The organism is Methylobacterium sp. Leaf104 (assembly GCF_001422885.1).
Classification (GTDB): Bacteria; Pseudomonadota; Alphaproteobacteria; order Rhizobiales; family Beijerinckiaceae; genus Methylobacterium.
Genome location: NZ_LMMZ01000004.1, coordinates 119,346 through 140,584, shown reverse-complemented (window position 1 = coordinate 140,584; position 21,239 = coordinate 119,346). Strand labels below are relative to the sequence as shown.

The following is a 21,239-nucleotide window of genomic DNA, read 5'->3' as shown; positions in this document are numbered from 1 at the left end:
CCGTGCCGCCGAGAAGCCCCCACGCCACGCTCAGGTCTAAGGGGCGCGGGTGCTAAAATCCAGGGTCATCCCGCGACGCACCAAGGTGCCGGCGCGCCGAAGGCGGAGGGCCGTCGATCCGCCTCAGGGATAGAGACGCGCCCCGCGCCAAACCCCGCCGGAGGTCCCGCCGCCGGACGCCTCGCCGTCGCGGGTGAAGCGGACGCGATCGTGCAGGCGGAACGGGCCGTTCTGCCAGAACTCGATCGAGACCGGCGCGATGCGAAAGCCCGTCCAGTTCTCCGGGCGCGGCACCGGGCCCTCCCCGTAGCGCTCGGCCAGGGCCTCGACCTCGCGCTCGAGGGTCGCCCGGTCGGCCAGCGGGCGCGACTGGCGGCTCGCATGGGCGCCGAGGCGGCTGTTGCGGGCGCGGCTGGCGAAGTAGGCATCCGCCTCCTCGGCCGTGACCCGGGTCACCGGGCCGCGGGCGCGGACCTGCCGGCCCAGGCTCTTCCAATGCAGCACCAGGGCGGCCTGGGGATTCTCGCGCAGTTCGTCGCCCTTGGCGGAGTCGAGGTTGGTGTAGAACACGAATCCGCGCGCATCGACGCCCTTCAGCAGCACGATGCGCACGTCCGGCAGCCCGTCGGCGCCGGCCGTGGCCAGCGCCATCGCGTTGGCATCGTTGGGTTCCGAGGCCTCGGCCTCGGCCATCCAGGCCGTGAACAGCGCCCAGGGATCGGTGGCGCGGGTGAAGTCGTCGCCCGACCCCGTGGCGTCCCCGGCCGCGCTGCGGGAAGCGGGATCATCGATCCTTAACCGTTCCAAGGCGTAATCCTGTGGTGAGATCCGGGTCGGGGGCACCGACGTGGGACACGAACGTTTTCGGCCCAACACGTCGTTTGAGATCAGGTGTAATGCGTCGGCGCGACTGTAAAGCCCAGGCCGTCCCAGAAATTCGTGTCCGCCGCCGGTCGAGGACCGTGCCGCAGCGCGCCACGCGGGCCATCGGCCTCAGCGTGCTGCTCGGCCTCGGCGGTTGCGGGCTGCCGATCATCACCTTCCAGGCGGAGGGGACGGCCGCGGCCGACGCCGTGGCGCAGGCGGCCAAGCGCGGCGACAAGGCGAGCGCGGCGCTGCCGGACGAGCCGACGAGCACGGGCAGCATCGACAGGCGCCCGCTCGGGTTCGGCAACGACCTCGGCGCCGAGGACTGGCGCCGTGCCAACGCGGCCCTGGCCGTCGCCCTCGATCCGCAGGGCAACGGCCGCCCGGTCAAGTGGGACAACCCCGAGACGACCCTGCGCGGCTCGGTGAACCCGACGGGCCTGCCCTACGTCGCCAACGACCTCGTCTGCCGCGATTTCCTCGCCTCGGTGATCTCCCCGGCCGGCAGCCGCTTCGTGCGCGGCACGGGCTGCAAGCCGTCCGGCGGGGACTGGACCCTGACCAAGGTGCGGGCCTCCAAGGCATCCTCCTGAGGGTTCCCGCAGGTCCGGCCGGATCACAGTTCGAACAGAAGCGTTGACGCCGCGCCAATCGCAGCGAATTCTCGCGCGAGACCGTTGCAGAGAAGCAACAGGCCGTCCACATGACAGACGAATCCGAAGGAACCGGGCCCGTGCCCGGTCCCAGGCGGCACCGAGAATCCTGAAGACCGATGCGAAATCCCTACGATGTGCTCGGCGTCTCCAAGGGCGCCAGCGAAGCCGACATCAAGAAGGCCTACCGCAAGCTCGCGAAGGCCTACCATCCCGACCGCAACCAGGACGACGCCAAGGCCAAGGACCGCTTCGCGGAGGCCAACAGCGCGTACGAGATCCTGGGCGATGCGGGCAAGCGCGCGCAGTTCGACCGCGGCGAGATCGACGCGGACGGCAAGCCGCGCGCCACGGGCTTCGAGGGCTTCGGAGGGTTCGGCGGCGGTCGCGGCGGCGGGGGCGGGGGCTTCGATTTCGAGAGCGCCGCGCGCGGGCGCGGCCCCACCGGAGGGGGCGGCATCGGCGAAGACATCTTCTCCCACCTGTTCGGCGACGCCTTCCGGGCGGCCGGCGCAGGGCCGGGCGGCCCGCAGCGCGGCCCCGTCAAGGGCGAGGACGTGGCGGCCGAACTGAGCGTGACCCTGGAGCAGGTCGCCAGCGAGGAGAAGCTGCGCCTGTCCCTGCCGGGCGGCCGCGACGTGGACGTGGTCGTGCCCAAGGGCGTGGTCGACGGCCAGACAATCCGCCTGCGCGGCCTCGGCAATTCCGGCGGCCTGCGGGGTGCGCCCGGCGACGCGCTGCTGACCATCCGCATCCTGCCCCATGCCCGCTTCACCGTGGACGGCGCGGACCTGCGCGGCAGCGTCGAGGTGGCCCTGGAGGACGCGATCCTCGGCGGTCCGATCCGGGTGCCGACCCTCACCGGCGCGGTGGAGATGAAGATCCCGCCGATGACCGGCTCGGGCCGCACCTTCCGCCTCCGGGGCAAGGGCCTGCCGAGGAAGGACGGAACGCGGGGCGACCTCCTCGCCGTGACGGCCGTGACCCTGCCCAGCGCCGAGGACCCGGCACTCATCCAGTTCGCCCAGGCCCGGCGCGCGGCCAAGGCCGGCTGACGGGGCCGCGCGATCGGGCGCCTTCGCCGGACGCGCGACGGCCCTCCGGCGCTGTCAGACCTCGGACTTCCGTCCCAGGCGCGCCTCCGCTAAGGATGCCCGGCGCGAACACGCCGATCCGTCGCCCGACGGACCCGTCGGCACGCGCCACGGCTCTGGCTCAGGTGACACATGGCGGACACGCACCCGGTTCACGATCACGTCGGCGGTCTCCTCGCCGGCAAGCGCGGCCTGGTGCTCGGTGTCGCCAACAATCGCTCGATCGCCTGGGGCATCGCCAAGAGTGCGGCCGCCCACGGCGCCAAGCTCGCCTTCACCTACCAGGGCGACGCCCTGAAGAAGCGCGTCGAACCCCTGGCGCGGGAACTCGACGCCCACGTGGTCGGGCATTGCGACGTCACCGATCCGGCCTCGATCGACGCGGTCTTCGCCGCCGCCGCCGAGGTGTTTCCCGAGGGCATCGACTTCGTCGTCCACTGCATCGCCTTCTCGGACAAGGACGAGCTGACGGGCCGCTACGTCGAGACCTCCGAGGCGAACTTCACCAAGTCGCTCCTGATCTCCTGCTACTCGTTCACGGCCATCGCCCAGCGTGCCGAGAAGCTGATGCCGAACGGCGGGTCGCTCCTCACGCTGACCTATTACGGCGCCGAGAAGTGGATGCCGCACTACAACGTCATGGGCGTGGCCAAGGCCGCGCTCGAGGCCTCCGTGCGCTACCTCGCCGCCGATCTCGGCCCCTCGAAGATCCGCGTCAACGCGATCTCGGCCGGTCCGATCAAGACGCTGGCCGCCTCCGGCATCGGCGACTTCCGCTACATCCTGAAGTGGAACGAGTACAACGCGCCGCTCCGCCGCACCGTGACCATCGAGGAGGTCGGCGAGACCGCGACCTACCTCGTCTCGGACATGAGCAAGGGCATGACCGGCGAGATCCTCCACGTCGATGCCGGCTACCACGTCGTCGGCATGAAGAATCCGGAAGCCCCGGATCTCAGCCTCGACAAGGACTGAGGGCGGGCGTCGCCCGCTTCACCCCGCCCCATCCAGTCGCGGCGCCCAGTCCTCCACGATGTTGCGTTCCAGTCGCCGGGCGGCCAGAGCCCTCCATGAAGCCGACAGAGTCTCTAAGGAGGCGATCTCCGTGAGCGCCGCCGTGTCGAAGCGATCGACGTAGAAGACCTGCAAAAGCCGCGCGAGGGTCCAGCCCGAGTGCGGCCGATCCACCAGGTTGTGGACATCGCCCGCTGCCACGACGCCCGTCTCTATCACCCGACAATACCAGCCCGTACGCCCGCTCGCCTGAACCCGTAGCGCCATGTCCGGTACGCCGAAGCGTGCGTTGAGCTTCCAGCACGGCTGGCGGGCTTGGCTCACTTGCAGGAGGGCCGTGCCTACTCGCCACAGGTCGCCGACGCAGACCTCCGCCTCCGTGAGGCTGCGGATCGACAGATTTTCGCCGAAGGCTCCCGGTGCCTCCAGGAGATCGGGGGCCAAAGGCAGTTCGGCCCGCCACGCCGGCGCGTGATCCAGGGGATAGATGTGCAGGGCCTTTTCCCGGCCGCCATGGTGGCGCCGGTCGGCCTGCATATCGCCCTCGAGCCCCTCCGGTCCGATGCGAACCTGTCCCTCGACGGGCGTCTTAGCGATGGCACTCGGCTTGCCCGCGGAACCCAGAGGCGCCACGCGCCCAGTCAACACCGCCTCGATCACAACCGCCATGGCACCCTCCCGCTCAGCAGCGGCCACATCGTACTGCCCGGACAACATGTTGTCCAAAAGATTTTCGGTTGTCAGACCCGAGCGTTCTCGGCAAGGCTCGGACATGTCCCTGCCCCAGCGCATCCGGGCGCTCAGGCGCCGCCGAAACCTGACCCTTGACGCGCTGGCGGCGGCTGTTGGAATCCACAAAGGCCACTTGTCGCGCATCGAGACCGGACAGAAGGCGCCTTCGCTCGCGACCCTCAAGGCCATCGCGCGGACCCTCAATGCTGAGATGGCCGAACTGTTCGGCCAGAAGGCGGCCCCCGATGACGTGACCGTGGTCCGGGCGGCTGAGAGACCTACTCTACGGGAGGCGGACTACGCCCTCGAAGCCCTCCTGCCGGCGACGGCGGGGCGGGTGGCCGCCCTCTACCGGATCGCGCCTGGTGCGGAGTTCCGCACCCACGACCGCTTGGCCCATGGCGGCCAGGAGATCGTCTACGTGCTAGAGGGCCGTGTGGAGCTGAAGGTCGCCGATCGCAACCTCGCACTCGGTCCCGGCGATTGCGCGACTTACGATGGCGGCCTACCCCACGGCCTCCGGCGCCTCGGGCCGGAGCGGGCCGCCGTGCTGGTGATCCTCTCGGACTGAGCACTCAATCCGGGACGGTCATCCCGGCGATCCCCGCCCGGGCCTCCGGGAAGCGCGGGTCCATCGCCTCGAGGGTGTCGGCGATGGTGCGGGCGATGAGGAGGTTGCGATACCACTTCCGGTTGGCCGGAACCACGTGCCAGGGCGCCTGCGGCGTGGAGCACGCGGTCAGGGCATCCGCGAAGGCCGCCTGGTAGGCGTTCCAGGACCGGCGCTCCACGAGGTCGGCGGGATCGAACTTCCAGTGCTTGTCCGGGTTCGCGATCCGGGCCTCCAGGCGCTCCTTCTGCTCGTCCTTGGAGATGTGGAGGAAGAACTTGAGCACGGTGGTGCCGGCGGCGGCGAGCATCCGCTCGAAGTCGTTGATCTGCGCGTAGCGGGCGCGCCAGACCGGCTCGGGCACGAGGTCCTTCACCCGCACCACGAGGACGTCCTCGTAATGGCTCCGGTTGAACACGGTGATCATGCCGCGCGCTGGCGCCTTGGCGTGGTAGCGCCACAGGAAGTCGTGGTCGCTCTCCTCCGCGCTCGGCACCTTGAACGACCACACCCGGCAGCCCTGTGGGTTCACACCCTCGAACACCGCCCGGATCGTCCCGTCCTTGCCGCCGGTGTCGATGGCCTGGAACACGACGAGCAGGCTGCGCCTGTGCTCGGCATAGAGCCGCTCCTGCAGGGCGGCGATGCGGGCGCGCTCGGTGACGAGCGCCGCCTTGGCCTCGTCCTTGTCGAGGCCGCCATCGGCGTCCGGATCGATCGCGCCGAGGTCGCAGCGGCTTCCGGGCCGCACGGTGACGATGCCGGAGGCGGCGGGCGCCAGGCGGGGATCGACGTGATCGAGGGGGGCGCCGACCCGGCTCTCGGCCTCGCGGGCCCAGTGCGCGGAGGAGGGGGGGCGGTGCCCCGCCCGGCGCGCCTTGCCCTTCTTGTCCGCCTTGCCGTGCGCGGCATCCTTGCGGTGCGAAACGTCACGCTGCGACGCGGAAACCTCGGTTTCTCCCGAACTCTGGCCCCGGCGATGCTTGCCGTGATGCTTCGACATGATGAGACTCGCTTCCTCGGTGGAGGGCGGACTGGGGCGGCCGCCGCGATGCAGGGCCAGGATGTGAGTGCGAGAACGATAGCCCGGCTCGGCCGTTCCGGCGAGCGGCGGTCATGAGGCCGTGAACCCGATCTACTTCATCCGCCATGGCCAGACCGACTGGAACGCAGAGGGGCGCCTCCAGGGGCAGCGGGACATCGACCTGAACGCCGAGGGCCTGCGTCAGGCGGGCGCCGTGGCAGCCCGCCTCGCCGCCGCCACCGGCGGCGCCGACCTCGCCGGCATGGACTTCGTGGCGAGCCCGCTGACCCGGACCCGACGGACGATGGAGACCCTGCGCACGGCCCTCGACCTCGAGCCGGACGGCTATCGCCTCGATTCCCGCCTGACGGAGATCAGCTTCGGTGCCTGGGAGGGCTCGACCTGGGCCGAGATCCGGCGCTGGGACTCCGCCGGGGCCCTGGCCCGCGACCGCGACCGCTGGGGCTATCGCCCGCCCGGCGGGACGGGCGAGAGCTACGCCATGCTGGTGGAACGGGTCGCGCCCGCCATCACCGCGCTGACGCGGCCGGCCGTGATCGTCGCCCATGGCGGCGTCGCCCGGGCGATCCTGGTGATCCGGGGCCATCTCGGCATCCGCGACGCGCCCCGCATCGGGATCCGCCAGGGCAGCGTCCTCGTCCTCGACCGGGCCGGGTGGCGCTGGGCCTGACCGGCCGTCCTGCGCGTTCAACCCCGGTTCAAGCCTGCCGCCCAAACGTGCTAGACGCGCCGTGATTTCGGCGCGATCCGGGCGCCTACCCGGCCAAAAGGACGGCTCCCGATCGATCGGGCGCCGGCAGCGGAGCAGCGGATGACCAGTCTCGCCGAGACGACCCGGCCCCGGGCGGCAACGCGCGGGCCTCAGGAGACGAGTCCCTCGGCGGAGGCGGCCGGCCCGCGGGCGGTCCTGCGCGGCGAGGTCCGCCCCGACCTCATCCGCGACGAGACCCTGAGCGAGATCTTCCGGGAGAGCGCCCGGACGCGTCCCGACCATCCGGCCCTCGTGGACGGCGCCCGCACCGGCCCCGACGGCAGCCATCCGGCCGTCACCTATGCGGAGGTCGAGGCGCGAGCGAGCGCGATCGCCCGCGGCCTCGCCCACCGGGGCATCGGCCCCGGCGACGTGGTCGGCCTCTGGATGGCGCGGGGACCCGAGCTGCTGATCGCCCAGATCGGCATCACCCTGTCGGGCGCGGCCTGGCTGCCCTTCGACGCCGAGGCCCCGGCCGACCGGGTCGCGGTCTGCCTGGACGATGCCCAGGCCAAGGCGCTCCTCGTCTCGCCCGCCCTGGAACCGCAGGCCCCCGCCGCCACGCCGAGCCTGACGGTGGCCGGACTCGCGGCCGCGACGCCGGCGGAGGCCGCACTCCCGGACCTGCGGGCGGCGGGCCTGACGCCGGAGCACCCGGCCTACCTCATCTACACCTCGGGCTCGACCGGCGTGCCGAAGGGCATCGTCATCAGCCACGCCAACATCTGCCACTTCCTGCGCTCGGGGAACGCGCTCTACGGGATGCGCCCCGACGACGTGGTCTTCCAGGGCGCCTCCGTCGCCTTCGATCTCTCGATGGAGGAGATCTGGGTGCCCTACCTCGTGGGCGCGACGCTGTTCGTGGCCTCGCCGGCCATGATGGGCGACGTGGAGAGCCTGCCGGACATCATCGCCCGGGCCGGCGTCACTGTCCTCGACACGGTGCCGACGCTCCTCGCCATGATCTCGCGGGACCTGCCCACGGTGCGCCTCGTGCTGCTCGGCGGCGAGGCGCTGCCCGAGCCCCTGGTCGCCCGTTGGGCGAGCGGTGCGCGCCAGCTCTTCAACACCTACGGGCCGACCGAGGCCACGGTGGTGGCCACCGCCGCCGAGATGCGGCCCGGCGTGCCCGTGACCATCGGCGGCCCGATCCCGAATTACTCCGTCTACGTCGCGGGCGAGGCCCTGGAACTCCTCGGGCCGGGCCAGCCCGGCGAACTCCTCATCGGCGGCCCGGGCGTCGCCAGGGGCTACCTGAAGCGCCCCGAGCTGACGGCCGAGAAGTTCATCGCCAACCCCTTCGCCTCGGACGGGACCGACCCGGTCCTGTACCGCTCCGGCGACGCGGTCTCCCTGGATGCGGCCGGCACCATCCTGTTCCACGGCCGCATCGACGACCAGGTCAAGATCCGCGGCTTCCGGGTGGAGCTCGGCGAGATCGAGTCGCGCATCCAGGTCCTGCCGGGCATCAACCAGGCGGCGGTGGTGCTGCGCCAGGACGACGGGGTCGACCGTCTGGTCGCCTTCCTGGTGCCCGAGCGCGGCAGCGAGATCGACAAGGCCGCCCTGCGCCAGACCCTGGCCGGGCAGATGCCGCCCTACATGGTGCCGGGACATTTCGAGGCGGTGGAGGTGCTGCCGCGCCTCACCTCGGGCAAGGTCGACCGCAAGGCCCTGCGCATCGCCACCCTCACGGTGGCCGACACCACGGGCGAGCAGGAGCCGCCGCGCAACGAGACCGAGGCGGCGCTGCTCGCCGCCGCCAACCGGATCTTCGGCAACCAGGCGATCCCCCTCGAGGGCGACTTCTTCGCCGATCTCGGCGGCCACTCGCTGCTGGCCGCCCGCTTCGTCGGCGCGGTCCGCGAGGTGCCGGCGCTCGCCGCCATCACCCTGCAGGACGTCTACGGCCAGCGCACCCTGCGGGCCATGGCGGACACCCTCATCGCCCGCACCGGCGGCGTCGGCACCGAGATGGCGATCCGCGATCTCAGCTTCCCGGCGCCCTCCCTGAAGCGGCGCTTCCTCTGCGGCCTCGCGCAAGCCGCGGCCCTGCCCTTCGTCATCGCGCTCGCCACCGCGCAGTGGCTCGGCATCTTCGTGACCTACCTGCTGCTCACCGGCGGCGGGCTCGGGTTCTTCGGCGAGCTCGCCGTGCTGCTCCTGGTCTATATCGGCATCAACGCCGTGACGGCCTCGGTGGCGGTGGCGGCCAAGTGGCTGATCCTCGGACGCACGAAGCCCGGGCGCTACCCGCTCTGGGGCGTGTACTACTACCGCTGGTGGCTGGCGCAGCGCCTGACGCCGCTGGTCCACATCAAGTGGCTGCAGGGCTCGCCCGCGATCGTGTTCTACCTGCGGCTGCTCGGCGCCGACATCGGCAAGGACGCGCTGATCTCCGACGCGGAGATCGGCGCGCCGGACCTCCTCAGCGTCGGCCCCGGCGCCTCGCTGGGCGGACGCCTCGTCATCGCCAACGCGGAGGTGGTGGGCGATGCGCTGATCATCGGCCGCGTCCGCATCGGCGCCGACGTCGCCATCGGCGCCTCCTGCGTCATCGGCCCCGATACGGTCATCGGCGACCATGCCGAGATCGGCGACCTCACCACCATCCCCACCGGGACGCGGGTGGGAGCGGCCGAGATCTGGGACGGCTCACCCGGGCGCAAGGTCGGCGAGGCCGATCCGGCGGCGCTGCCCGAACCGGCCACGGCTTCGCCCGGGCGGCGCTTCGCCTTCGCGGCCCTCTACACCTTCCTGCTGGCGGCGATCCCCGCCATCGGCCTGCTGCCGATCTTCCCGGCCTTCTACATCTTCGACCAGCTCAGCGATTCCCTCGGCGACATCACCGACATCGACTACCACTGGTACCTGCCGCTGCTGACCTGGCCGACCGCCATGCTGATGACGGCGGGCACCGTGCTGCTGATCGCGGCGATCCGCTGGCTGGTGCTGCCCCGCGTCTCCTCCGGCACCCACTCGATCTACAGCGGCTTCTACCTGCGCAAGTGGGCGGTGGCCCTGGCGGCGGAGGTGACGCTGGAGACGCTCTCCTCCCTGTTCGCCACCGTCTACATGCGGGCCTGGTACCGCCTGATGGGCGCTCGGATGGGGCAGGGGGCCGAGATCTCCACCAACCTCGCCGGGCGCTACGATCTGGCCGATATCGGCGCGCGCAATTTCATCGCCGACGAGGTGGTCTTCGGCGAGGAGGAGATCCGGCGCGGCTGGATGACGATGCACGAGGTCCGGACCGGCCCGCGCGTCTTCGTGGGCAACGACGCCGTGGTGCCGCCCGGCGCCGTGATCCCCGAGGACGTGCTCATCGGCATCAAGTCGAAGCCGCCGGCCAACGAACTGATGACGCCCGGCGACACCTGGTTCGGCTCGCCGCCGATCAAGCTGCCCTCCCGGCAAAAGGTCGATCTCGGCTCGAACACCCAGACCTACGAGCCCGGCATCGGACCCAAGCTCCGGCGCGGCATCTTCGAGGCGTTCTCGACCTCGTTCTCGCCGATGCTGTTCATCACCCTCGCGATCTCGGCGATCGACTTCTACTTCTACCCGGCGATCCTGGCCCAGGACTGGACCGGCCTCGCGGTCAGCTTCGTGGCCGTCTCCGTCGCCATCGCCTTCATCCAGTCCTTCACGGTGATCGCGGTGAAGTGGCTGCTGATGGGCGCCTACAAGCCCGGCATGCAGCCGATGTGGTCCTGGTGGGCCATGCGCACCGAGGCCGTCGCGGTGCTCTACTGGGGCCTCGCCGGCAAGGTCCTGCTGGAGCACCTCGTCGGCACCCCGTTCCTGCCGTGGATGCTGCGGCTCCTCGGGGTGAAGGTCGGCCGGGGGGTGTGCATGCTCACCACGGACATCACCGAGTTCGACTGCGTCACCATCGGCGACTACGCCACCATCAACCGCACCTCCGCCCTGCAGACGCACCTCTACGAGGACCGCATCATGAAGGTCGGCCGGGTCGAGGTCGGCCGGGGCGTCTCGGTCGGTGCCTTCTCGACGGTGCTCTACGACACCAAGGTCGGCGACTACGCCCGCCTGCGCCCGCTCACGATCGTCATGAAGGGCGAGTCGATCCCGGCCCATTCGGAGTGGGAGGGGGCGCCGGCGGTGCCGGTGGTGCACGCGCCGGCGTGAGGGTTGTCGCTGGATCGACGGCGACGACCTGTTAATCTGGTCAGTATGACCAGATCGTCGAAGTCGCCCGAGTCGTCGCCTCAACAGGGAGCCTGGCCGTTGCAGGACGCCAAGGCGCGCTTCAGCGAACTCGTGCGTCGTGTCCGCAGCGAGGGCCCTCAGCACGTCACGGTGCGTGGGCGCGACGAGGTGGTGGTGATCTCCGCCGAGGAATTCCGGCGGCTCAAGGGCGACCTCGACGGCACGGTGCTGGTCGCCGCGATGCAGGCCGGGCCTTCCCAGGATGCCGACCTCGATCCACCGCGGACCGTCATGCCGGTGCGCGACGTGACCCTGTGACCGGCTGGCTTCTCGACACGAACATTCTCTCCGAGCTGCGCAGACCCAAACCGGAGCGGCGCGTGGTGGATTTCGTGGCCGGGCAGCCCCTCGATCGCCTCTATGTCAGCACTGCGACCCTGGCCGAGATCCGTTTTGGTATCGAATGCGTGGCGGATGTCGGCCGGCGTACAGACCTCAATACGTGGCTGACGCTGAGGGTCCGGCCGCTGTTCGAGAACCGAGTTCTGGAGATCACGGAGGACGTGATGTTCACTTGGCGCCTCCTCGTCGAGGAGGGCCGCAAGGCGGGCCACACCTTCCCGCAGCCAGACCTGATCATCGCGGCCACGGCCCTCCGGCACGGATTGACGATCGTGACCCGGGATGTCGCGGATTACCGGAAGACCCGCGTGCCGCTGCTGAACCCCTGGACCGACGCTTGGCCTTGAACGATGCGATCCGTTATCCGCCATCGCCGCAGGGTCGCGGGAAGCCCAGCGAGCCCGCGGCGCGGCGCTTGCCTCACGCCGCCTCGGGCTTCGGGCCGAGGCGCTTGTCGAGGTAGGTGTCGACGGTCTGGGTCAGCTCGTCGACCTTGCCGTCGAAGAAGTGGTTGGCGCCCTCCACCATCTGGTGCTCGATGATGACGCCCTTCTGGGTCTTCACCTTCTCGATCACCGGCATGACCTCCCGGGCCGGGGCGACCCGATCCTCGGAGCCGTGCACGAACAGGCCCGAGGAGGGGCAGGGGGCCAGGAAGGTGAAGTCGTAGCGGTTGGCCATCGCGGCGATGGAGATGAAGCCCTCGATCTCGGGGCGGCGCATCAGCAACTGCATGCCGATCCACGAGCCGAACGAGACGCCGGCGATCCAGCAGGCGCGAGCCTCCGGGTTCACCGACTGCACCCAGTCGAGGGCCGAGGCCGCATCGGAGAGCTCGCCGGTGCCGTGGTCGAACGCGCCCTGGCTGCGGCCGACGCCGCGGAAGTTGAAGCGCAGGGCCGCGAAGCCGCGATTGGCGAAGGTGTAGAAAAGATTGTACACGATCTGATTGTTCATCGTGCCCCCGAACTGGGGGTGTGGATGAAGCACGATCGCGATCGGCGCGCCCTTCTTCTTGGGGGCCTGATAGCGTCCTTCGAGACGGCCGGCGGGACCGGTGAAGATGACTTCGGGCATGGGAACCAACACTCCTGAGCGGATGACCCGGACGGGCATCGCGCGGGGGATCGCCGGCTCGGCGGGAACTCGCGCACATCCGACGCCTGGGCAAAGCCGTGAGGCGTGCCTTGACTCATCCGGCCACGAACCTAAAAGCGCTCTTAGAATAATTCTAGCGAACTAGAATTATTCTAAACAAGCGTCGGTCGAGCCAGCTTCGGACCGGCGCGTTCCCCGCACGATGGGCGACCGGAACACGTATCGTGTCCGCGCCTTAGCATGATCGTGGGGGGCAAAAGCAAGGATTTGTCGCTTTCGCCCTTGACGCCGCCAGTGGTTTTTCCCGGATGACTTCGCCCCGCGCCTACCTCGACCACAACGCGACCTCACCGGTTCGGCCGGAGGTGGCGGCTGCCGTGGCGCGGGCGCTCGGCTTGTCGGGCAACCCCTCGTCGATCCACGCGGAGGGCCGGGCGGCCCGGGCCGCCCTGGAGACCGCCCGGGACGCGGTGGCCCGGCGGGTCGGAGCGGGCGCGGGCCGCGTGGTGTTCACCAGCGGCGGCACCGAGGCCGCCAACGCGGTCCTGTCCGGTGTCCTGGTCCGCGCCGGCCGTCCGGCGCCGACGCGCCTGCTCATCGGCGCCACCGAGCACCCCTGCGTCTCGGCGGGCCATCGCTTCCCGGCGGAGGCCGTCGACATCGTGCCGGTGGACGCCGCCGGCGTGATCGACCTCGACGCCCTGGAGGCCCTGCTCGCCCGGCATGCCGGGGCGGAGGTGCTGATCTCCATCCACGCCGCCAACAACGAGACCGGCGTGATCCAGCCGCTGGCGGCGATCGTCGCGCTGGCCCGGGCGCATGGCCGCGCCCTGGTGCATACGGACGCCGTGCAGGCCATCGGCAAGATCCCCCTGGACATGGCCGCCCTCGGCCTCGACGCCCTCAGCCTGTCGGGCCACAAGTTCGGCGCGCCCAAGGGCGTCGGCGCCCTGGTGCTCGCCGAGGGCGTGACCCTGGATGCAGGCTTCCTGCGCGGTGGCGGCCAGGAAGCGCGCCTGCGCGGCGGCACCGAGAACCTGCCCGGCATCGTCGGGCTGGGGGTCGCCGCGGACCTCGCCGATCCCGCGCGGACGGACCGCCTCGCGGCCTTGCGCGACGGCATCGAGGACGGATTGCGCGCCTGCGCCCCCGACCTCGTCGTGTTCGGCGCCGGCGCGCCGCGCCTGCCCAACACTCTGTGCTTCGCCGTTCCGGGGCTCGACGCCCCGACGGCGCTGATGCGGCTGGACCTCTCGGGCGTCGCGATCTCCTCCGGCTCGGCCTGCGCCTCCGGCAAGGTCGCGCGCTCGCCCGTGCTCATCGCGATGGGCGTCACCCCTGCGCTGGCCGCGGGGGCCCTGCGCGTGAGCCTCGGGTGGAACAGCACCGAAAGCGACGCAGCGCGGTGTCGCGCCGCCTGCGAACGCCTGGTGGAGACCCTATATCGACGGCAGGGGCACGCGGCGTGAGTGCCGCCGTCCCAAGCCATCCGACCAACACCCGGTCCTTGACGCCGGGCATGTCAGGAGACGCATAATGCCTGCAGTGCAGGAAACCATCGACCGGGTCCGCTCGATCGACCTCGATCAGTACAAGTACGGGTTCGAGACCACGATCGAGATGGAGAAGTCCGAGAAGGGCATCTCCGAGGACGTGATCCGCTTCATCTCGGCCAAGAAGGACGAGCCCGAGTGGATGCTGGCCTGGCGCCTGGACGCCTACAAGCGCTGGCAGACCATGCAGGAGCCCGACTGGGCGCGGGTCTCCTACGACAAGGTCGACTACAAGGACATCTACTACTACGCCGCCCCGAAGCGTCCGGCGGCGATGTCGCTCGACGAGATCGATCCGGAAATTCTGAAGACCTACGAAAAGCTCGGCATTCCCCTGCGCGAGGTCGAGGTGCTGGAGGGCATCGCCCCCGAGCGCCGGGTCGCGGTCGACGCGGTGTTCGATTCGGTCTCGGTGGCCACCACCTTCAAGGCCGAGCTGTCGAAGGCCGGCGTGATCTTCATGCCGATCTCGGAGGCCATCCGCGAGTACCCCGACCTGGTGCGCAAGTACCTCGGCTCGGTCGTGCCCGTAACCGACAACTTCTTCGCGACCCTGAACTCGGCGGTCTTCTCCGACGGCTCCTTCGTCTACATCCCGCCGGGCGTGCGCTGCCCGATGGAGCTGTCGACCTATTTCCGCATCAACGAGCGCGACACCGGCCAGTTCGAGCGCACGCTGATCATCGCCGACAAGGGCAGCTACGTCTCGTACCTGGAGGGCTGCACCGCCCCGAAGCGCGACGACAACCAGCTCCATGCCGCCGTGGTCGAGCTCGTCGCCCTCGACGACGCCGAGATCAAGTACTCGACCGTCCAGAACTGGTACCCGGGCGACAACGAGGGCAAGGGCGGCATCTACAACTTCGTGACGAAGCGCGGCGATTGCCGGGGCGTGAACTCGAAGATCTCCTGGACGCAGGTCGAGACCGGCTCGGCCATCACCTGGAAGTACCCGTCCTGCATCCTGCGCGGCGACAATTCCCGCGGCGAGTTCTACTCGATCGCGGTGTCGAACGGCATGCAGCAGGTCGATTCCGGCACCAAGATGATCCATCTGGGCAAGAACACCACCAGCCGGATCATCTCGAAGGGCATCTCGGCCGGACGTTCGCAGAACACCTACCGGGGCCTCGTCTCGGCGCACCGGAAGGCGACGGGCGCGCGCAACTTCACCAACTGCGACTCGCTGCTGATCGGCGACCAGTGCGGCGCGCACACCGTGCCGTACATCGAGTCGAAGAACTCATCGGCCCAGTTCGAGCACGAGGCCACCACCTCGAAGATCTCGGAGGACCAGATGTTCTACTGCCAGCAGCGCGGCCTCTCCAACGAGGAGGCGACCGCGCTCATCGTCAACGGCTTCGTCCGCGACGTGCTGCAGCAGCTGCCGATGGAGTTCGCGGTCGAGGCCCAGAAGCTGATCTCGATCAGCCTCGAGGGCTCGGTCGGCTGAGCCGGCTCGACCAGATCAGCGCGCACTTCCTCTCTCCCCTTCGCGGGAGAGGGTTCGCGATCCAACGCTTCGAGACTTAGGACGACCCTACAATGATCGAAATCAAGAACCTCGTGGTCGCCATCGAGGACAAGCAGATCCTCAACGGCCTCGACCTCACGGTGAACGACGGCGAAGTGGCCGCCATCATGGGCCCGAACGGCTCGGGCAAGTCGACCCTGTCCTACGTCATCGCGGGCAAGGAAGATTATGAGGTCCTCGACGGCGAGATCCTGCTCGACGGCGAGAACATCCTCGAGATGAGCCCCGACGAGCGTGCGGCGTCGGGCGTGTTCCTGGCCTTCCAGTATCCGCTGGAGATCCCCGGCGTCGGCACCATGACCTTCCTCAAGGCGACCCTGAACGCCCAGCGCCGGGCGCGGGGCGAGGGCGAGCTCTCCACCCCCGACTTCATCCGCCGGGTGAACGCGGCGGCCGAGAAGCTGGAGATCAACAAGGACATGCTCAAGCGCGCCCTCAATGTCGGGTTCTCCGGCGGTGAGAAGAAGCGCATGGAGATCCTGCAGATGGCCCTGCTGGAGCCGAAGTTCTGCGTCCTCGACGAGACCGATTCCGGCCTCGACATCGATGCCCTGCGCATCGTCTCCGAGGGCGTCAACGCGCTCCGCGCCCAGGGGCGCTCCTTCCTCGTCATCACCCACTACCAGCGCCTGCTGAACCACATCGTGCCGGACGTCGTCCACGTGATGTCGCAGGGCCGCATCGTGAAGTCGGGCGGCAAGGAGCTCGCCCTCGAGCTCGAGGCCTCCGGCTACGCCGAGTACCGGACGGGCGAGGCCGCCTGATCATGGCCGACATCACCCCCCTGCGCAGCGCGGCCGAGGCCGGGCTCTCCAAGCTCTTCGAAGCCACCAGGATGAAGTACCCCACGGGCGTCTCGATCGCCCGCGAGGAGGCGTTCCGCTACTTCGAGGCGGTCGGCCTGCCGACCCGCCGCGTCGAGGCCTTCAAGTACACCGACCTGCGCTCGGCCTTCCGTGACGCGGCCCATCCGGCCGAGATGCCCTCGGCCGAGGTCGCGCAGGCGGCCGTGGCGAGCGCCAAGGGCTTTGCCGGGATCGAGGCCGTGCGCCTCACCTTCGTCAACGGCCACCTGATCGAGGCCGAATCCGACCTCGGCCGGATTCCGGCCGGCGTCACGGTCACGCCGCTGCCCCGGGCGCTCACCGAGGGCCATGCGCACCTCGACCGGCTGACGCCGGTGCGCCAGGCCTCCGAAAACCCGATCTACCAGCTCAACACCGCCTTCCTGGCGGATGGTGCGCTGATCGCCGTCGAGCCCGGCGCCAAGGTCGAGACCCCGCTGCACCTGCGCTTCGTCGCCACCGGCGCCCAGGCCTTCTCCACCGCCACCCGCGCCCTCGTGGTGCTGGGAGAGGGCGCAGAGGTCACGGTGCTGGAGAGCCACGAGGGGCCGGACGGCGTCGCCTACCAGCCCAACGACGCCCTCGACGTAACGGTGGCCGACTCCGCCACCTTCCGGCACGCCCGCCTCAATGCCGAGGGTCGCGAGGCCGTGGCCCTGTCGACGCTGTCTGTGAAGCTCGGCGCCGCCTCGGCGGTGGAGACCGTCAACGTGGTCGTCGGCGGCGTGCTCTCGCGCCATCAGGTCTACCTGAACTTCGCCGGGGCCGACGGCCGCGCGGTGGTGAACGGGGCGGCCATGCTCAACGGCCGCCAGCTCGCCGACACCACCTTCCTGGCCGACCATGCCGCCACCGGCGGCGTCAGCCGCGAGCTGTTCAAGACCGTGGTGGACGGCGAGGCCACGGGCGTCTTCCAGGGCAAGATCATCGTCCAGCAGGCGGCCCAGCAGACCGACGGCAAAATGATGTCGGCCTGCCTCATCCTGTCCGACGAGGGGCAGATGATGAACAAGCCCGAGCTGGAGATCTTCGCCGACGACGTCGCCTGCGGCCACGGCGCCACCTGCGGCGCCCTCGACGAGGACCTGCTGTTCTACCTGATGCAGCGCGGGCTGCCGAAGGCCCAGGCCGAGAGCCTGCTGGTCCAGGCCTTCCTCGGCGCGGCCATCGAGTCGGTCAGCCACGAGGGTGCCCGCGAGGCGCTGGTCGGTACCATCGAGGCGTGGCTCGCGGCGCGGGCCTGACAGAACCCTCCCCCCTCCGCGGGGGAGGATGATCGCGGAGCGACCGGGAAAAGGGCCGCGCCACATCGAGACAGGGCGCTCGCTTCATCCGGCCGACTTCGCGAGCAACCTCCTCTCGCCTCGCTCCGCGAGGCGCCCGCCCCGCGAAGGGGGCGGATCGGACACGAAACAGGTCCACGCATGAACGCACCCGTCCCGAACACCCCCTACGACGTCCAGGCGATCCGGGCCGAGTTCCCGATCCTGTCGCAGAAGGTCTACGGCAAACCCTTGGTCTATCTCGACAACGCGGCTTCGTCGCAGAAGCCGCGCGCCGTGATCGACGCCATGGTGAACTGCATGGAGACGGGCTACGCCAACGTCCATCGCGGCCTGCACTTCATGGCGAATGCCGCCACGGAAGGGTTCGAGGGCGCACGCGAGACCACGCGGCAGTTCCTGAACGCCGGGTCCACCGACGAGATCATCTTCACCCGCAACGCCACCGAGGCCTACAACCTCGTGGCCTCGTCCATGGCTCACGGCGGCCTGATCGGGGAGGGGGACGAGATCATCCTCTCGATCATGGAGCACCATTCCAACATCGTGCCCTGGCACTTCCTGCGCGAACGGCGCGGGGCCGTGATCAAGTGGGCGCCGGTGGACGACCAGGGCAACTTCCTCGTCGACGCGTACGAGAAACTCTTCACGCCCCGCACCAAGATGGTGGCGATCACCCACATGTCGAACGTGCTCGGCACGGTGACGCCGGCCGCCGAGATCGTGCGGATCGCCCACGCGCACGGCGTGCCGGTGCTCCTCGACGGCGCCCAGAGCGCGGTGCACCAGCCCATCGACGTGAAGGCGCTCGATTGTGACTTCTTCGTCTTCACGGGCCACAAGGTCTACGGCCCCACCGGCATCGGCGTCCTCTACGGCAAGAAGGATTGGCTGGAGCGCCTGCCCCCCTACCAGGGCGGCGGCGAGATGATCCGCACGGTCAGCCAGGACAGCGTCACCTACAACGATCCGCCGCACCGCTTCGAGGCGGGCACGCCGGCGATCGTCGAGGCGGTGGGCCTCGGCGCGGCGCTGGAATTCATGATGACGCTGGGCCGCGAGAAGATCGCCGCCCACGAGGCGTCCCTGCTCGCCTACGCCCAGGAGCGCCTCGGCGCCATGAATTCCCTGCGGATGATCGGCACGGCCCGGGACAAGGGCGGCGTCATCGCCTTCGAGATGAAGGGGGCCCATGCCCACGACATCGCCACGGTGATCGACCGCTACGGCGTCGCGATCCGGGCCGGCACCCACTGCGCCATGCCGCTGCTCACCCGTTTCGGCGCGACCTCCACCTGTCGCGCCTCGTTCGGACTGTATAACACCACCGAGGAAGTCGATGCCCTCGCCGAGGCGCTTGCCAAGGCCGAGATGATGTTCGCCTGAGGACCAGACCATGAGCGACGCAGCCATCACCGGCGGGGCCAACACCCCCACCATCGCGAGCGACTCGGCGATCCCGCCCGAGGAACTCGACCGCCTGACCGACGACATCGTGGTCGCCCTCAAAAGCGTCTACGATCCCGAGATCCCGGCCGACATCTACGAGCTCGGCCTGATCTACAAGGTCGACATCGCCGACGACCGCACGGTCGCCATCGACATGACCCTCACGGCGCCGGGCTGCCCCGTGGCCGGCGAGATGCCGGGCTGGGTCGAGACCGCGGTGGCCGCGGTACCGGGCGTGCAATCCTGCGCCGTCACGATGGTGTTCGACCCGCCGTGGGACCAGAGCCGGATGTCGGACGAGGCCCGCGTCGCGCTGGACATGTGGTAGCGGCGCGCGGGACCAGCCCTCGCTGGCGAGGTCCCGGCGCGGCAGGAAGGCGAGGCCGTCGGATATGTCGGCCATCGCCGGCGTGGCGCCGATCCCCGGACGATGATGACGGCCACCGGCCCTTCGATGGTCCCGGACTTCCGGACCTGTCCGATCCGCCGGTCGAGCCGCGCCACCGGACCATGCACGGACGGCCATGGACCCCGGGCCCCGCAATCCTTATCTTAACCGGGTTCAATCACCCTCACCCGCCCGGGCCTTGAACCCGGCTGTCGGAGAGACATCATGGCATCGAAGTTCAAGGTCCTGTCGCTGACCGACGCGGCCGCAGACCGGATCAAGGCGATCATCGCCGATGCGGACCAGCCCATCGCGGGCGTCCGGGTCGGCGTGAAGAACGGCGGCTGCGCCGGCATGTCCTACACCATGGAATACGCCGAGGGGCAGAAGCCCGGCGAGGACAAGGTCGAGGATCGCGGCGTCACCGTCTTCGTCGATCCGAAGGCGCTGCTGTTCCTGCTCGGGACGCAGATGGACTTCCAGACCAACAAGCTATCGTCCCAGTTCGTGTTCAACAACCCGAACCAGACCTCGGCCTGCGGCTGCGGCGAATCCGTCGCGATCACGCCGGTGAACCCCGAGGCGGTCCACGCCAGCGCCTGACGCGCGGGGCCGGACGCGGCGTCAGGCGACGCTCGACAGGTCCGTGTCGGCGTCGTCGACCGTACGGTTGCGGCCGTCGCGCTTGGCCCTGAACATGCACTGGTCGGCGCGCTCGAGCAGCGACACCGCCGTGTCGCCCGAGCGGTGCACCGCCACCCCGAGGGAAATCGTGATCTTGCCGAGCGACTCGCCGGTGGAGCGCTTCACCAATTCGCGCGCCATCACGCTGGTCCGCACCGTCTCGGCGAGGGCGTAGGCCGCCGCGCGGGAGGTGGCGGGCAGGAGCATGGCGAATTCCTCGCCGCCGAAGCGGGCGAGGACCGCGTGGGCCTTGACGTGCTCGCGCATGACCATGGCCACGAGGCGCAGCACCTGGTCGCCCGTGATATGGCCGTAGACGTCGTTGAAGCGCTTGAACGAATCGACGTCGATGACGATCAGGCAGGCCGGCGCGGCCGCGGAAGCCCCCTGCACCAGCCGACACAGGCTGTCCTCGAAGTGCTTGCGGTTCGACAAGCCGGTGAGCGGATCGGTCAGGCTCTCCAGGCGCGTCGCCTCGAGGGTCTCGCGCAGGGTCTCGATCTCGCTCCGGCTCTCCCGCATCCGCGCCTCGAGGGTGCGGTTGTTGGCGGTGACCTCGCGGGTGGTCGCCACCAGGGCGGCGACGATCGTGTGCAGGCCGGCCGCGTTCGGAACGGCACCGTCGAGGTCCCGCGTCAGGTCCCGCAGCGATGCGTCGTACTGAGCGGTGGTGCCGAGGGAAAGGTCCAGCACCTCCATCACCCCCGCGATCTCCGACAGCACGCTGCTGCTCGCCCGCTCGGTGGCGGCCGAGAGGCGCGAGGGATCGAGATAGGTCTCGTAGAGGCCGTCGACGTCCGCCTCGGTCAGGCGCCCCGAGGTCGCGGTCAGGCGCTTGAGGGCGTCGTTCATCCGCGGCTGCGTGCCGGCGACGTAGGCGTACCAGACGGCGTAGGCGCGCGGCTCGGCCGACGGGCCGTAATCGCGGATCAACGCGTTGGCGCGCTCGGCCAGCGCAAAGCTCCGTTCACGGTCGCCATGACTGCCGTCCATCGTCCGTCCAACCGTCCCATCCCTCCGGCCCGATTTCCGAGCGGAGCGTCCTCGCGTCGCCGCATCATGCA

20 protein-coding genes and 1 pseudogene are annotated in these 21,239 nt (G+C 69.8%); 16 read left to right on the top strand and 5 right to left on the bottom strand.

Going from position 1 to position 21,239, the window contains the following annotated elements:
• Positions 1-123 precede the first annotated feature (123 nt).
• Positions 124-792: a pyridoxamine 5'-phosphate oxidase gene (gene pdxH / locus ASF49_RS06400; RefSeq protein ID WP_272481494.1), complete on the bottom strand. Its 669-nt coding sequence runs from the start codon at positions 790-792 to the stop codon at positions 124-126.
• Between the two features lie 104 nt (positions 793-896).
• On the opposite strand from pdxH, the gene ASF49_RS06395 reads away from it, so the two are divergent.
• From ASF49_RS06395 to fabI, 3 genes are all read left to right on the top strand, one after another.
• On the top strand, positions 897-1,460 hold the full coding sequence (locus ASF49_RS06395) for an RT0821/Lpp0805 family surface protein (RefSeq protein WP_082510927.1): 564 nt from the start codon (positions 897-899) through the stop codon (positions 1,458-1,460).
• A 179-nt stretch (positions 1,461-1,639) separates the two neighbouring features.
• The gene (locus tag ASF49_RS06390; RefSeq protein WP_056469523.1) at positions 1,640-2,575 is read left to right on the top strand and encodes a DnaJ C-terminal domain-containing protein; all 936 of its coding nucleotides are present in this window, start codon (positions 1,640-1,642) and stop codon (positions 2,573-2,575) included.
• Positions 2,576-2,746: 171 nt separating this feature from the next.
• Positions 2,747-3,589 (top strand): enoyl-ACP reductase FabI, encoded by an 843-nt coding sequence (gene fabI / locus ASF49_RS06385; RefSeq protein ID WP_056469522.1) that lies wholly within the window; start codon positions 2,747-2,749, stop codon positions 3,587-3,589.
• 18 nt (positions 3,590-3,607) lie between these two features.
• Here the strand turns inward: fabI and ASF49_RS06380 are convergent, their stop codons facing one another.
• Positions 3,608-4,297: an MOSC domain-containing protein gene (locus ASF49_RS06380; RefSeq protein WP_056469576.1), complete on the bottom strand. Its 690-nt coding sequence runs from the start codon at positions 4,295-4,297 to the stop codon at positions 3,608-3,610.
• Positions 4,298-4,400: 103 nt separating this feature from the next.
• Here ASF49_RS06380 and ASF49_RS22935 point away from each other — a divergent pair, with 103 nt between their 5' ends.
• Positions 4,401-4,931: a helix-turn-helix domain-containing protein gene (locus ASF49_RS22935; RefSeq protein ID WP_162240958.1), complete on the top strand. Its 531-nt coding sequence runs from the start codon at positions 4,401-4,403 to the stop codon at positions 4,929-4,931.
• Positions 4,932-4,935: 4 nt separating this feature from the next.
• Here the strand turns inward: ASF49_RS22935 and ASF49_RS06370 are convergent, their stop codons facing one another.
• Entirely contained in the window at positions 4,936-5,973 is a 1,038-nt protein-coding gene (locus tag ASF49_RS06370) for a polyphosphate kinase 2 family protein (protein WP_056469516.1), read from the bottom strand.
• Positions 5,974-6,094: 121 nt separating this feature from the next.
• On the opposite strand from ASF49_RS06370, the gene ASF49_RS06365 reads away from it, so the two are divergent.
• The 5 genes and pseudogenes from ASF49_RS06365 to ASF49_RS06350 all read left to right on the top strand — a co-directional run bounded on the left by ASF49_RS06365 (position 6,095) and on the right by ASF49_RS06350 (position 11,688).
• The gene (locus ASF49_RS06365; protein WP_056469514.1) at positions 6,095-6,685 is read left to right on the top strand and encodes a histidine phosphatase family protein; all 591 of its coding nucleotides are present in this window, start codon (positions 6,095-6,097) and stop codon (positions 6,683-6,685) included.
• Between the two features lie 141 nt (positions 6,686-6,826).
• A pseudogene (locus ASF49_RS24840) lies at positions 6,827-8,698 on the top strand (amino acid adenylation domain-containing protein); the annotation flags it as partial.
• Complete coding sequence (locus ASF49_RS24835) at positions 8,696-10,918, top strand: Pls/PosA family non-ribosomal peptide synthetase (protein WP_442919037.1); 2,223 nt, start codon at positions 8,696-8,698, stop codon at positions 10,916-10,918. The pseudogene ASF49_RS24840 and the gene ASF49_RS24835, both read left to right, overlap by 3 nt.
• 45 nt (positions 10,919-10,963) lie before the next feature.
• Positions 10,964-11,257: a type II toxin-antitoxin system Phd/YefM family antitoxin gene (locus ASF49_RS06355; protein WP_056469509.1), complete on the top strand. Its 294-nt coding sequence runs from the start codon at positions 10,964-10,966 to the stop codon at positions 11,255-11,257.
• On the top strand, positions 11,254-11,688 hold the full coding sequence (locus ASF49_RS06350; protein ID WP_056469506.1) for a type II toxin-antitoxin system VapC family toxin: 435 nt from the start codon (positions 11,254-11,256) through the stop codon (positions 11,686-11,688). The genes ASF49_RS06355 and ASF49_RS06350 overlap by 4 nt, the downstream gene beginning before the upstream one ends.
• Before the next feature lie 73 nt (positions 11,689-11,761).
• On the opposite strand, the gene ASF49_RS06345 is transcribed toward ASF49_RS06350, so the two are convergent.
• The gene (locus ASF49_RS06345; protein ID WP_056186925.1) at positions 11,762-12,418 is read right to left on the bottom strand and encodes an alpha/beta hydrolase; all 657 of its coding nucleotides are present in this window, start codon (positions 12,416-12,418) and stop codon (positions 11,762-11,764) included.
• Between the two features lie 329 nt (positions 12,419-12,747).
• Here ASF49_RS06345 and ASF49_RS06340 point away from each other — a divergent pair, with 329 nt between their 5' ends.
• From ASF49_RS06340 to ASF49_RS06310, 7 genes are all read left to right on the top strand, one after another.
• On the top strand, positions 12,748-13,908 hold the full coding sequence (locus ASF49_RS06340; protein ID WP_056469503.1) for a cysteine desulfurase family protein: 1,161 nt from the start codon (positions 12,748-12,750) through the stop codon (positions 13,906-13,908).
• Positions 13,909-13,975: 67 nt separating this feature from the next.
• Positions 13,976-15,445, top strand: a complete 1,470-nt coding sequence (gene sufB, locus ASF49_RS06335) for a Fe-S cluster assembly protein SufB (RefSeq protein ID WP_056469500.1) — start codon at positions 13,976-13,978, stop codon at positions 15,443-15,445.
• Positions 15,446-15,537: 92 nt separating this feature from the next.
• The gene (gene sufC / locus ASF49_RS06330; RefSeq protein ID WP_056469498.1) at positions 15,538-16,290 is read left to right on the top strand and encodes a Fe-S cluster assembly ATPase SufC; all 753 of its coding nucleotides are present in this window, start codon (positions 15,538-15,540) and stop codon (positions 16,288-16,290) included.
• Between the two features lie 2 nt (positions 16,291-16,292).
• The gene (gene sufD / locus ASF49_RS06325; protein WP_056469493.1) at positions 16,293-17,615 is read left to right on the top strand and encodes a Fe-S cluster assembly protein SufD; all 1,323 of its coding nucleotides are present in this window, start codon (positions 16,293-16,295) and stop codon (positions 17,613-17,615) included.
• 180 nt (positions 17,616-17,795) lie between these two features.
• A complete protein-coding gene (locus ASF49_RS06320) occupies positions 17,796-19,040 on the top strand; it encodes a cysteine desulfurase (RefSeq protein ID WP_056469490.1) in 1,245 nt (414 codons plus the stop codon).
• Between the two features lie 10 nt (positions 19,041-19,050).
• Complete coding sequence (locus ASF49_RS06315) at positions 19,051-19,431, top strand: SUF system Fe-S cluster assembly protein (RefSeq protein WP_056469487.1); 381 nt, start codon at positions 19,051-19,053, stop codon at positions 19,429-19,431.
• 285 nt (positions 19,432-19,716) lie between these two features.
• Positions 19,717-20,094, top strand: a complete 378-nt coding sequence (locus ASF49_RS06310; RefSeq protein ID WP_056469484.1) for a HesB/IscA family protein — start codon at positions 19,717-19,719, stop codon at positions 20,092-20,094.
• A 21-nt stretch (positions 20,095-20,115) separates the two neighbouring features.
• On the opposite strand, the gene ASF49_RS06305 is transcribed toward ASF49_RS06310, so the two are convergent.
• Positions 20,116-21,168, bottom strand: a complete 1,053-nt coding sequence (locus ASF49_RS06305; protein WP_056469482.1) for a GGDEF domain-containing protein — start codon at positions 21,166-21,168, stop codon at positions 20,116-20,118.
• Between the last annotated feature and the right edge of the window lie 71 nt (positions 21,169-21,239).